Below are 12,355 nucleotides of genomic sequence, written 5' to 3' on the forward strand. Positions count from 1 at the left end.
CCGCCGCGCCGTGAAGGGCCTCCGCGACCTCGCCCAGCTCCTGACTGATCTTGAGCACGCGCACCGGCTCCGCCGCACGCCGCCCATCCTCGAAAGGCCCCTCCACCAGACCGACTCACGGGCGCTCCTCGCCCGCCGTTCGGCCCATGAGATCTGCGCCGTCCCGCGCTACCGCGCACGACGCCGTGGGCCGAGCCACACCCGATGGTGGCCCGAGGGCCGGCACACCGGGATATGACTGGACGACGAGGACATCGTCTGCGCTGAGGCCGGGCCGATCCTGCACGACTCGCGGTGTACAAGGTCACACAACGCCATCAATACTGAGCGGCGGTCTTCGCACAGCTCGCGGCGAGTCAGATGTGGTGCCAAAATCGCAGCGGCGTCTCGCCATGGACATCTTCGAGTTCCGGCGGTGTCCCTGAGGAGACATTTTGCTGCCACCGGCCGGACGCGACAACGCCGCTGATCGCCGAAGCCCCGAGCAGGACACCGATGAGACCCGTCAATGCACCAGCCGGGACACGCATCGGCCTCCACCAAGACCCTTGACGGCCTCACACGAGTATGGCCAGCCCTGACGCGGAACAGCGGCGCGGGAGCGGTCAGTTCTTTCGCCACCAGTACCTCGATCACCTGGCCGTGCGTCAGGTCCGCCCGCGAATCCGGCGGCCGCAGCCCGTCGACGATCCCCGCGACGTCCAGCCGACGCAGAACCGGCCCGCAAGCGCGGCCTGGCCGTTGACGTGTTGGGCCTGGTGATCGCGGTGGTGGTGCTCGCCGCGTCGGTGCACGACAACGCCGTCGGCATCGCGCTGCTGGACAAGGTCGCCGCCGACACCGACACCGTTCAGAAAGCGCTGGTCGACCAGGGTTTCAAGAACGCCGTCGTCGCGCACGGTCAGAAGGTGGGCATCGAGGTGGAGATCGTCGAGCGCAACCCGGCGCAGACCGGGTTCGTGCCCATCCCCAAGCGGTGGATCGTGGAGCGCACCTACGGGATCTGGATGCTGCGCCGCAGGCTGGTGCGCGATTACGAGCACCTGCCGCCCAGTTCGGAGTCGCGGGTGTACTGGGCGATGACCGCGGTGATACTGCGCCGGCTGACCGGGGCCACCACTGCGGCCTGGCGCAGCACATGACCGGCGGGGAGCTGACCCTCGGCGCGGTACGCGCACGTCTGGTAACTGACCTACTTCACCACACGGCGCCCTGGCTCGTTGCTGATACTGGTGTCGTGAGCGCAGACGAGCACAAGCCGAATGTGACCTACTCTGCCCCGATTGGTTCTGTCGACCTGCGAGCGTTCCAGGACGACGGTTCCTCATACGAGGTGTGGCCCTGTAACGACTGCCTGCCATGGCACGCCGAGGTCGTCCGAGTTGAGGGCGAGATCTTGGTACGTGAGTGGCACGCTGTCGACTGCCCCCAATTCGTGCGGCTGGTGTCCGACGATTAGGCCTCAGTCGTTGATCATCTGGTGCCATAGATAGAGCGAATCGTTGTCCCAGGGCCAGACGGCGGCTGGCTCGGCCTCTGATCCGTCGCGGTAGCGTTCCCGGGCTTGCGCAACGGCGGCTTCTACTGCCGTGTCGAGGTCTCGCTTAGCGCGGGTCAGGATGGCATGTGCCGCTTCCGCGGTGATGGGGTCCAGCAGTTGGCGAGTCCGTTCGCTATCCCAACCCGCACTCTGAAAGCCTGTGGCGACCAGATCTCTAGCCACAGCGGCCGGAACGCCGAAGGACTCGTCATCTCCGGCGCCGAGTTGCAACAGGGCATTGTGAAGCGTCTGCGCCTTCTCCCAGTTGCTCCAGACTCCCAGCTGATGATCGTCCTGGCTGCCGCGGATCACTCCATTAGCTGCTGGAGGGTAGGCGAGGATGAGTGTGGTGATCGCGCGCCAATCGCGAACGCGTTCCGCGACCAAGGCCGATCCGATAGCCCGTGCCCTCTTGGACAACAGGCGGCTACGGCGGTTGCGTTCTTCGTTCTCCTCGCTCACACAAGTCGGACAGCGTGGTGGGCTGCCAGGCACCCATGAGCGGCTCGTGCAGACCAGTTCGGCGCCACAGCCGGTGCAGAGGATGCCCGACATGATCGGGCCTATGGCTGCAAGCATCCCGTGGATGCCCTTGTTTCCAACTCCGAAGCCCGCGGCCTCTGCAATGTCACGTGACTGGATGCTCGTTTGGTGCCAGTAGAGGTGTCGTACAACGTTCAGAAGGCCCGCACCGATCTCGTGATTGGACTCCCGGCGAAGGCGTCGGAGCTGGCCCAGAACAGCGTCGCTTGCCTGCCGCACTTCTCCCTGAGCGGAGCTGACCCGTGCCTGAGCTTCAGATAGGCGAGCGCTCGCCTTGGTCAGCTCACCGACCGCGCTCTCGATCGCCGTCCCGTCCTGAGCTTGGTCATTGCTGCTCATCGCGTTGTCCCTCCGAACATCGTCGAGCAGTCGTCGAGGTCGCTGAGTCCGAGGCAATTTCCCCTCGGTTATGGGCGGCGGGCTGCGCGGAGTTCTCGGCGCCTTTCTCGCAGCTGCTGGCGAACCGTGCTTCGCTGCTGAGGATCCTTCAGCAGGTCCTGTCGCCGGCGTCCCCCAATATCCTCCCGCAGCCACGCGACGCACTCGGCGACGGCCTCATCTGTCTTCACGTCGTCGTCTTCGCGGAGCAGACACCAGTCCTCGATCAAGTCCGCTTCCTCGAAGACTCCGAGGTTGGCGTCGAGGAAGTCCATCGTGGGCACCGTGACACGGCTGAAGTGCTTGACGCGTCGCTGAAGCATGATGTTGATGCCGACGGTGCTCAGACACGCGATCCGGCGTCCAGCCGCGAGCTGTTCCGGCGTGACGTGGTAGCTGGAGTCGAAGAACGCGGCGCAGGGGTTGGCCTTGCCGTCGGCCAGCGGGAACGGAGGCGGCAGGAACATTCGGTTGTAGTTGCCCTGGCGCCAGCTTCCCTGCGTGGTGGGGCGTACTTCGGCGGTGACGAGCCGAGGGGCGAGGTTCAAACCGTCTTCGCCTCGCAGCGAGCACGGGTGGTCGAGGAGTATCACGGTGCGGGGGGTCGAGGTGCCGTCGAGGTTGGTGACCTCGACGGCCTCGAAGACGTCCCCAGTCAGTACAGGCCGCGCCGGGTTCACGTCGTCGCCGAAAGCCCGGTACAGGTCTGCCGGATCTGTGGGCTTGTCCATGTTGTGCGCCACGAATCACGCTTCCTTGGGGCGGATGGACATCTCCCCGTCGGTGTCGAGGTAGACCTCGAAGTCCGAGCGGAACCGGTCACGCCAGTTCGGGTCGTAGGCAGTCAGGATCTCTTCGCTGTCGCAGCCCCAGGCATGGTCCAGCACGAGGGTGGATTGTCCCTCTGCGTACAAGTCGATTGGGGTCACCGGGGCGTGAGCGGAAATGGGCATCTCGAACCAGGAGGCCACTTCCTGGATGCCATATCGGTCGGTGATCTCGTCACACAGCGCCAGAAGGCTGGCGAGCCTGCGCCGGTTCTCTCCCGTGACACCGCCTGACCTGCGCCACTTCTGTACGGCTGGCACGCTAACTCCGATCATGCGTGCGACGTCGCGCCAGGCGAACCCGAGGTCACCGATCTCCTCGAGGAGCGTCTTGGGGGCAAGGCGTCCTCGTTCGGTCGTACGGTGCTGCCAGGAGGTGAACTGGACCTTCTGGTGGAGGGCGCTGGTGTCCTCCGCCATGAACTTGGTGGTGCTGCGGAGCGACCCCGCCGTCTCAGCCAGCTCGTCGAGCTGGGTGGCGACCGTGGTGGTGGGCTCGTCTGGCTGAACGAGGGATGAAGTCGGCGCGGTGGTGATGGGGCGTCGGACGTTACTGGTCACGGCGTAGAACCTCCGTACGGTACTTGTCGGTGATCGTCTGCTCGAACAATCCGTACGCGCTTAGCGCAGCTTGGTCGTAGCGAGGTTCGATGTTGCTCCAGTCGAGGGTGGGGACCTCCCCATCGGGGGCCCAGTAGCTGTCAAGGTCGATGAGGTAGAACGGACCCGGCGGAGGCGTGGGACGGCGCAGGTCCCCAGCTGGGTTAACGGCGTAGCCCTCCAGGTTTCCGTGGCGTAGGACGATGCCTTCTCGGGCGTCCCCGAAGACGGCCATCCCCTGCCACGACTGAGCAGCGCCGATGTCGCTGCCCTGCAAAGAGGCGACGCTTGTGAGTGCCGGGCTGATCCACTGGGACCAGTCGGCCGGTTCGTCGATGCTGGCGCGGATCTCATTGATGTAGCGGACGCCGATGCGTGTCACGCCATCGACCTCGGTTACCTTGCGCCGCGCCTCCACCGCCAGGCGAAGAACCTCCTTCAAGACGCTTCGCCGCACGTACTTCGTGGTCTCCACCGCGATCGCTTCGGGGCGGAAGGTGACCGCCGCCGTGTTGTCGCGGGTCATATAGCGCGGACTCGGCGGGCTCTGCTCGTTTGTGACGCCTGCGGGCGTGACGGTGACGGCCATCTGGCCGGGTGCCGGGCGGGCGAGCGGGAACCTCTCCGAGAGGAAGGACTTGAGTCCAGCCTGATCGGACTCGGTCAACGCTGGCGTGGCGGTATGCCGTAGCTCGATGACCGCGAGCGCCAGCGGCGGATTCGGATAGATCTCACGGTGCCCCATGTCAACCAAACTACCCGAGTAGAAACCAAAACGACAACCGCAAGTACAACCGTTTCCAACCCTGTGTTTCACCTGTGCGATGCGGAGTGAATGCGCTGTTCGCGGGCGGGGTCGGTCCCTGGCCTTCGTCGAGGACCTGGCTGGTAGAGCCCCGCTGTGACGGGGCCCGGTCAGTACTTCGTGTCGAACAGGTACTGCGTCATCTCGGCGGTGTCGATGTTCGGGTCTTCGCTCGTGATGTCGAGTAGGCCGGCCACCGGCTCAGGACCCTCTTCAATCATGGTGTCACAGATGAGCTGCTGCGTGTCCACGTCAATGGAGTCCCACGCTGCGTCGTAGGCCACCTCGTTGGCGGCGTCAGCCAGGATGTCGTCCTTGTGGCCAGCGATGACGTCGGAGGCGGCGGCGACGTACTCGTCGTTGCTGAGGTCCACGCACTGTGCCTCGTCGGAAGCGTCGTGGACGTTGCCCTCGGCGTAGTTCTTCTCGAGGAGTTCCTTGCAGTCCTCAGCGGTGTAGACAGGCTCCTCGGCGGTCGTGGAGGCCGGGGCGGATGTCGTGGCGGCGGGGGCGGCGCTGTCGTTGGAGTCGGAGCAGCTGGCCAGCAGCAGCATAGTGGCGGCGAGTGCAGTGGCGTACAGGGTGGTGCGGGTCTTCACAGTCCCCCCAGGGATGGTGCGGCGCTGATGAGCGGCGCCTGGTGTGTACGGGTACGACTCGCGTGGGGGCTGCACGGTTGCGCTACCGGCGGGTTCGCTGTTGGCATGCAAAGGCCCCGCTGTCGGCGACGGGTGAATCCTGGCTCTTCCAAGATTTCCGTGAAGCCGGTCATGCTTACGTGCGCCGGTGACGCTCCGTCACGGATGGTGCGATACTCGGTCAGTGTGGGGAGTTGGTGAAGACTGTGTTTCCGCACCTCGGCGGGGTGCTGGTGCCAACGCAAGAACCTGCCGCCGTACGATCCGAGCCCAACGAGCAGCCCCGGCACGCTGTTCGACGGATTGAGCCCGGCAAGCCACCTACACCATGGGCTGACCTCAACACGACCAGGTTCGGGTGGTGGAACCCGAACGGGCGACGGGAAGCGTTCCGAGCCTATCCATCGGCCCTACCTTGGCGGTCTGCCCGCAGCTCGTCGAGGTGGAGCCGAAGCTCGTGAAGTACACGCTGACTGAACAGCAGGCTGCCATGCTCCGCCAGATCGGTGCAGCGCCCAGTGCCGTGCCCATCGCTCCCAAGAGTTCGAACACGGCTTGGGCCCTTGAGCAGCGCGGGCTGATCAAGCGGAACTGGCGCGGTAGCGGGCACGTCGCAGTGGTGACGTCGGACGGCCGCTACTTCCTCAAACACGGCAAGCATCCCAAGGAGGTCCAAGCCGAGAAGGAGCGCTTGGCCGGTGATGCCGAACAGGCCGAGCGCGCTCCTACCGACGGAGCCGAGCTGATCGCTCGACTGCAGTCCGCGACTATCTGGAAGCTCACCGTCCCTGATCCGGGCCCGCAGACCCGGGGGCGGTGGCGGGCGGCCTTCTACGACGCGCTCCATCACGATCACGTGCCAGGAGAGCTCAAGCTGCGCTGGACAGGACGGCAGCGTGGCGACTGCGTCTTCACGTTGGTCGACGAGGAAGCCGAGAGAGCTGCGCAACCGCCGCCGGTACCGACCATCGACGTCCCCGACGTGCTGGGCCGTCCCCACCAGCTCGTCCGTGCCACGTGCAAGGCCCTCGGCAGGTCCAAAACCGTAGTCGACACCCGCGGGACGCCCGAGGTCATCCCTCTGCACGTGTCGCGGGAGCAAGCCGACCGTGCCCTGCGGATCATGCACGCGCTCCTTACCGAGGCGGAAAGCCGCGGCTACCAGGTGGAGACCCGGACCGATCTCCATCGCGGCCAAGCCGAACACCAGATGGTCATCGTCATCCGCGGACACGCGCTCCCGCTCGCGATCACAGAGCAGACGACCAAGGTGCCACACGAGCCGACCGCTCAGGAGATCCGCCAACAACTACGCAATCCTTGGACGCGTATCCCCAAGTACGACCACGAGTTCAACGGACGCCTCGAACTCGGTGCGCCCGCCAAAAGCTGGTACCAGCATTCGTACACCCACAGGGACAGCGCACGGTGGACGCTGGAGTACCGCCTGGGGCACCTTCTGCACGATCTCGAACAACGTGCCGAGGCGGCCGAACGACAGCTGCGGGAAGAGGAACTCCGCAAGGCCGAGCAGCGACGCCGCTGGTACGCGGCTGTTGCGCAGGCACGGGAGCGGCAAGTTGAGCGGCATCGAGAGAAAGTCCTGGTCGAGCAGATGGAGGCACGGCATCGGGCCGCCGAGATCCGCGCCTTCTGCCGCGCGGCCCGCACGAGAGCCGACGGCGCGTCCGCTGCGGCGGAGGAGCTGGAGTGGCTGCAGTGGGCTGAGGCGTACGCAGACCGGATTGATCCACTGTGCGCGCAGCTGGTGACTCCGCCGGATCCCCCAGCCAGCCGTGAGGCTCTGCGCGCACTCTTTCAGGTTGATCTCTACACCCATCCCTGGCCGTTCGACAGCAAGGGTCGATGGGTACCGCACGAAGAGGAGGTCGCAAAGCGCCCTGATCAGGGCGACGCCTCCGCCCTGTCCGTAAGGGGACAGGGCGAAGGATCATTCATGCGGCGATGGTGAGCGGAACGTCCAAGCGCTCCCCGCTACCAATAACGGCCGCGTGCGTGTCCGGGTGAAGGTGTAACGGTGGAGTCGGGTATTGGAACTCCGCGAATGCCTCGGCCAAGAGCGGCGCAGGGAGGTAGGTGCCGGTGCCCGGAGTTCGCCTGCACAACGCCGGGCAGGGGGCGTCGACCGTCAGCTGGAGCCACGCGTCGCTTGATGCGAGCTCACCAGGCCCCGGGGGGGACCAAACCTGTCGATCACCCCATTGGCCCATGGGTAAAACACCCAGTGACCTCCGAAACACCCGTCTATCGGTGCGCAGAAGCGCCCGTACGTCGAGTCCTTGGTTATGTGAACTGTCAAGCTGTCGCAGGAGGTCGACTGTCGCAGGCATCGAGGCAATAGGCGACGTGAGGTCAACCATTGATGTATGGTTGACCTCATGACAACTAATATTAGGCCGTTCCGTCGTATCGGCGGAGTCTCGGAAGTGGCGGCTGAGCTCGGAGTCAGTCGACAGCAGGTCGCCAAGCTCCGTCAGAGCGACGATTTCCCGGCCCCGGTGGCCTCCCTCAGTGCTGGCGACATCTGGGATCTGGACATCATCCGGCGGTGGGGAAGCAGTGGTCTGAGGCGTGGGGCGGGGCGCCCCGCCCCCGTTGGGCAGCCTCGTTCGGTCGGGCGCCGATTCGAACTCGGGGCAGAGATCGATGGCGGCGGGTTCGCCGTCGTGTTCGGCGCGCGAGACCTTGAGGCGGGTGATGACGATCAGGTGGCCGTAAAGGTCCTGCAGCAGACGCATGCACTCGACGTGGAGACTGTTGCTCGGTTCGAGCGGGAACTCCGCCTGATGTCCACGTTCGGCCATGCAAACGTCATGAAGCTGCTGGCGAGCGGGAAAGATGAAGACCTGGGCCTGTGGTATGCAATGCCGCTAGCCCGAGGCGTCCTCTCCGACGAAGTCGGCAGCGTCATGAAGGCCGAGGACGTGGCTGCCGTGATGCGGGACATCTGCGCCGGACTTGCATATATTCACAGTCAAGGGATTCTTCATCGCGATCTGAAGCCGGGGAATGTGCTGCGAACTCCTGATGGGGTTTGGGCTATTGCTGATTTCGGGCTCGCGCGAGTAGTGGAGGAGAGTGGTCTCCTCACCTCCACCTTCGACGGCTTTGGAACCCGATTTTATGTTGCCCCTGAGCAGTGGAGGGATGCCAAGCATGTTGATGAGCGCGCGGACATCTATTCCGCAGGCAAGATCATGCAGGCGCTTCTGACGGGTGGCACCCCGGTGGACGACGTCGTGCCGGCCGGACCGCTGCGGGGCGTGATCCAGCGTGCGATCTCCCAGGATCGCAGCCAGCGCCATGCCAGTGCGACCGAGTTGCTGGCGGCCATCGAATCGGCGGTCGCCCCGGCGCCGACCGGGCGATGGGAAACCGCCGAGGAGAAGGCGGGACGCCTGCGCCCCCGCCTCAAGGCCGGTCGTGTCGTGGATGAAGCCGCCCTCGACGAGTTCGTTCGCTGGGCAGACGAGCTGGACTTCAGTGACGACGAGGACATGGGGGAATTTTCCTGGGCCCTTAGCGCCCTGCCGTCGGATTCAGTGGAGTGGTGGTGGCAGCAGAACCCCGCAGGCTTCACCGGCATCTTCCAGGCGTTCGCGAGTTGCCTGGAGGGGTCCTTTGATTTCGGAATGTGCGACATCCTTGCGGATTTTGCTCGCCGTGCTGTCGTAACCACGGGTGATGCGATCATTCTCCGAGAGGCCGTCCGCGGGCTTGCCCATCTGGGCACTAAACATAATCGTTGGCATGTGCGTGATGTTGCCGTCGATGTTCTACAGAAGATCCGAACGCCCGAGGACGCGGTCGCCGCTCTCGAAGGACTCCGCATGGCTGGACAACCGTTCATCGAGTGGACTGTGGGCAGTGCGGTAATCCGAACCCTGCATCCCGTGCTGCGAAGCGGTCTCGGTACTTTCATCGATTCCGACGACGACTGACGACCGACGGACAGGCGCGAGCATGATCGACTAACTTGGGCGGATCGGCCTGACCCCGGTGGCTGCCTCGATCCGCCCGGTTACCGGTAGTTCGTTAAATCCGGTGATGGTGTGGGTTGACTGCAGGCCGGGTTGGTCGTAGGTCGGTGGTAGGAGTCAATTGGCTTGCTGAGGGCTGAAGATGACCGCTCGCCGTCCGTGTCCGCCCGCGCCGGGGCCGTTGGAGGAGTACACGGCCCGGTTCGACGACCTCTTCTTCGGCCTGGCCCAGCGGCTGGGCTTTCGTGAGTACCTGACCGGGCTGCTGGCGCCACGGGAGCGGAACAAGACGATCACCTGTCTGGCAGGGGCAGAACCGGTGGCCGGTGCGGGGACGCCGGGGGTACAGCGGCTGCAGTTCTTCCTGTCCGAATCGCCGTGGGAGGCCGAGCTGATCAACGACCGGCGGCTTGAGCTGCTACGCGAGCAGCCGGCGACCGCCCCGCACGACGACGGGGTCATCGTGATCGACGACTCCGGGGACCGCAAGGACGGCACGGCGACCGCGCACGTGGGCCGGCAGTGGCTGGGCCGGTTGGGCAAGACGGACAACGGCATCGTCACGGTGACCACGGTGTGGACCGGCAGCCGCGTGTACTACCCGCTGCATGCGACTCCCTACACCCCCGCTCACCACTTTGCCCGCGGCCGGTCCGATCCGGCCTTCCGTACGAAACCGCAGCTGGCCGCTGCCCTCGCGGCCCGCGGGAAGGCGGCGGGCTTCGGCTGCCGGGCGGTGTCGCCGACTGCGCCTACTTGAGTCAGCGATGACTGGTACCTCGCACTGCGCGAGGCCAGCTGGCCTACGTGGTGGCCCTCAAACCGCACCGCGGCACCTGGGCCCTGGCCGACCAGCCGCACAGCCCCATCGATGCCAGCCACGCCCTGACCTGGCGCGACGCCAAGCATCCGGGCGACTGGACGCTTGTGGAGCGTCACTTCCGCGACGGGCACACCGAGACCTGGTGGGCCGCCGATGCCCGCCTGGGCGGCTACGGACCCGACTCACCCTGCCGGCTGGTCGTGGCCACCACCGACCCGGCTACGTTGCCGGAAGGCCATCAACGGCCGGCTCCCCATCAGGGGCCGGCCGTCGCCATATGCCCAAATGCGCTACACCTCACGACACTTATCGCATCGCCACCAAGAAGCGACACACGCGTCAACCGACACGCCTCGTTCGCGCTCTCAAGTCCCACGGCCAAGTCCCAGCACCCTTCGCACCCCACCCAACCAGCCAGAACCTTCCTTAGCGCACGGCCAGGGAGAGTTGTTCCATCGACAGACTGCCGAGGCCACATCGCACCAGGCGAGCCGTGCACTGCGCCTTCGGCCAGCCCGCCCTAGCGGGCAATCCCCGGTAACCGAACCCGGCCTTCCTGCGGATCATTGGTTCCATGACGCCGCACCAGCCCTGCACGCCAGCAAAGCACCCGCCATCCAAAGATCTGGATTGCCGGAGGAGGAGGAGGAGGCGGCGGCCCTGCTGTGGTTGTCCTCGTCTGCGCCCAGGTCACGCGCCCGGCGTGACCACGCCTCGTATCCCGCAGCACTCAGCCGGGCGGCTCTCGCCTTTACAGCCACACTTACCCTCTCTGGCAACGTAGGACGAGGCAGGCATACTGGATGATTCATTGAGTCGAGGGCGGAGAGGGAGTAGTGCTCGTAGTGGCCAGCACCAACGACCACGGGACCCCGGATCCGCAGGTGACACCCCGCGCGGCCGGTCATCGCCGGTACTCGGCGGCGTACAAGGCGCGGATCTTGGCCGAGTACGAAGGGATCGACAAGCAGGCCAAGGGCGCCTTGCTGCGGCGCGAGGGCCTATATTCGTCGCTGATCACAACCTGGCGTCAGCAGCGGGACAAGGGTGCCGAGGCGGCGCTCGCCGCATCGGCGGGTCGGCCGAAGACCGATCCGCGGGACAAGGAGATCGCCCGGCTCAAGTCCGAAAACGCCAAGCTGGGAGCCGAGCTGGGCAAGGCACGCACCGTCATCGAGGTGCAGTCAAAACTCTCCGCGCTGCTCGACCAGTTCGCCACGGACAGCGCCACGACGAACAACGGCGAGAGCAAGTGACCTTGGCGGAAGCGGCGTCCGCTGGCGTGCCCGTCGGCGAGGGCGAGTCGGCCTTCGAGGCGGCCCGCACGGTTGCCCTGGGCAAGCTGTCCCTCCTGGTCGGCCGGGTCAAGGCATGCGCCGCGCTCGGCGTGAGCCGGGCGACCTGGTACCGCCACCACCGCACGTCCCCGCCGCCGGTGAAGCCGACGCTGGAGCGCAAGCGCCATCCGCGGGCCCTGAGCGAGGCTGAGGAGGCGGAGGTCCTGGCGGTGTTGCGGTCGGCCGAGTTCGTCGACATGGCACCGGCCGAGATCTACGCGGTGCTGCTGGACCGGGGCACCTATCTGTGTTCGGAGGCGACGATGTACCGGATCCTGCGCCGACACGGCGAGGTCCGCGAGCGCCGTCGGCAGGCCACGCATCCGCCCCGCAAGAAGCCTGAGTTGATCGCGACCGCTCCGAATCGGGTGTGGTCGTGGGACATCACGAAGCTGAAGGGCCCGTATCGGGGAAGCTATTTCTGCCTCTACACGATCATCGACATCTACAGCCGCTACACCGTCGGCTGGATGATCGCCGCATCCGAGAACAAGGACCTCGCCGAGCAGTTCCTGTCCTCCACCATCACCAAGTACCCCGTTGAGCAAGGGAAGCTGACGATCCACTCCGACCGGGGATCGCCGATGATCGCCCACAACGTCGCGCAGATGCTCAGCAATATGGGCGTCACCAAGTCCCATTCGAGACCGAAAACGTCGAATGACAACCCGTACTCGGAAAGTCAGTACAAAACCTTGAAGTACCGGCACGATTTCCCCGACCGGTTCGGCTGCATCGAGGACGCCCGCACCTGGTGCACCGGCTTCTTCGACTGGTACAACCTCGCCCACCGACACTCCGGGATAGCGATGCACGCCCCATTCGACGTGCACTTCGGGCTCGCCGACCAGCTCCGCGAGATG

General features: G+C 65.5%; 11 protein-coding genes and 1 pseudogene. 7 read left to right on the forward strand and 5 right to left on the reverse strand.

Annotation, left to right across the window (positions count from 1 at the left end):
- Both B9S61_RS41850 and B9S61_RS36985 read left to right on the forward strand, forming a co-directional pair.
- Positions 1 to 238 (forward strand): hypothetical protein (locus B9S61_RS41850; protein ID WP_219819950.1); only part of this gene is annotated, 238 nt, incomplete at its 5' end.
- 463 nt (positions 239 to 701) lie between these two features.
- Positions 702 to 1,142, forward strand: a pseudogene (locus B9S61_RS36985) (transposase); the annotation flags it as partial.
- Positions 1,143 to 1,462: 320 nt separating this feature from the next.
- On the opposite strand, the gene B9S61_RS40515 reads toward B9S61_RS36985, so the two are convergent.
- The 5 genes from B9S61_RS40515 to B9S61_RS37015 all read right to left on the reverse strand — a co-directional run bounded on the left by B9S61_RS40515 (position 1,463) and on the right by B9S61_RS37015 (position 5,292).
- A complete protein-coding gene (locus tag B9S61_RS40515) occupies positions 1,463 to 2,422 on the reverse strand; it encodes a hypothetical protein (RefSeq protein WP_146065042.1) in 960 nt (319 codons plus the stop codon).
- A gap of 68 nt (positions 2,423 to 2,490) precedes the next feature.
- Complete coding sequence (locus B9S61_RS37000; RefSeq protein WP_103546079.1) at positions 2,491 to 3,204, reverse strand: hypothetical protein; 714 nt, start codon at positions 3,202 to 3,204, stop codon at positions 2,491 to 2,493.
- 3 nt (positions 3,205 to 3,207) lie between these two features.
- Positions 3,208 to 3,849, reverse strand: a complete 642-nt coding sequence (locus tag B9S61_RS37005; RefSeq protein ID WP_258040067.1) for a hypothetical protein — start codon at positions 3,847 to 3,849, stop codon at positions 3,208 to 3,210.
- The gene (locus B9S61_RS37010; protein WP_103546080.1) at positions 3,839 to 4,633 is read right to left on the reverse strand and encodes a TIGR04255 family protein; all 795 of its coding nucleotides are present in this window, start codon (positions 4,631 to 4,633) and stop codon (positions 3,839 to 3,841) included. The genes B9S61_RS37005 and B9S61_RS37010 overlap by 11 nt, the downstream gene beginning before the upstream one ends.
- A 170-nt stretch (positions 4,634 to 4,803) precedes the next feature.
- Entirely contained in the window at positions 4,804 to 5,292 is a 489-nt protein-coding gene (locus tag B9S61_RS37015) for a hypothetical protein (protein WP_103546081.1), read from the reverse strand.
- A 400-nt stretch (positions 5,293 to 5,692) separates the two neighbouring features.
- Here B9S61_RS37015 and B9S61_RS37020 point away from each other — a divergent pair, with 400 nt between their 5' ends.
- The 5 genes from B9S61_RS37020 to B9S61_RS37045 form a co-directional block, all read left to right on the forward strand.
- Complete coding sequence (locus B9S61_RS37020) at positions 5,693 to 7,303, forward strand: hypothetical protein (RefSeq protein WP_258040068.1); 1,611 nt, start codon at positions 5,693 to 5,695, stop codon at positions 7,301 to 7,303.
- Positions 7,304 to 7,778: 475 nt separating this feature from the next.
- Positions 7,779 to 9,293: a serine/threonine-protein kinase gene (locus tag B9S61_RS37025; protein WP_181007706.1), complete on the forward strand. Its 1,515-nt coding sequence runs from the start codon at positions 7,779 to 7,781 to the stop codon at positions 9,291 to 9,293.
- Positions 9,294 to 9,474: 181 nt separating this feature from the next.
- Positions 9,475 to 10,092, forward strand: a complete 618-nt coding sequence (locus B9S61_RS37030) for a transposase (RefSeq protein ID WP_258040069.1) — start codon at positions 9,475 to 9,477, stop codon at positions 10,090 to 10,092.
- A gap of 908 nt (positions 10,093 to 11,000) precedes the next feature.
- Positions 11,001 to 11,411, forward strand: coding sequence for a transposase (locus B9S61_RS37040; protein WP_181007605.1), 411 nt, complete (start codon positions 11,001 to 11,003; stop codon positions 11,409 to 11,411).
- Positions 11,408 to 12,355: IS3 family transposase (locus tag B9S61_RS37045; protein WP_181007604.1), on the forward strand; the 948-nt coding region annotated here is incomplete at its 3' end. The genes B9S61_RS37040 and B9S61_RS37045, both read left to right, overlap by 4 nt.

It is taken from the genome of Streptomyces sp. SM1 (assembly GCF_002910825.1).
GTDB lineage: Bacteria > Actinomycetota > Actinomycetes > Streptomycetales > Streptomycetaceae > Streptomyces > Streptomyces okerensis.

Bases quoted from the DNA above. Each gene is read 5' to 3' on its own strand.
- B9S61_RS37010 (WP_103546080.1), bottom strand. From the start codon at position 4,633: ATGGGGCACCGTGAGATCTATCCGAATCCGCCGCTGGCGCTCGCGGTC.
- B9S61_RS37030 (WP_258040069.1), top strand. From the start codon at position 9,475: ATGACCGCTCGCCGTCCGTGTCCGCCCGCGCCGGGGCCGTTGGAGGAG.
- B9S61_RS40515 (WP_146065042.1), bottom strand. From the start codon at position 2,422: ATGAGCAGCAATGACCAAGCTCAGGACGGGACGGCGATCGAGAGCGCG.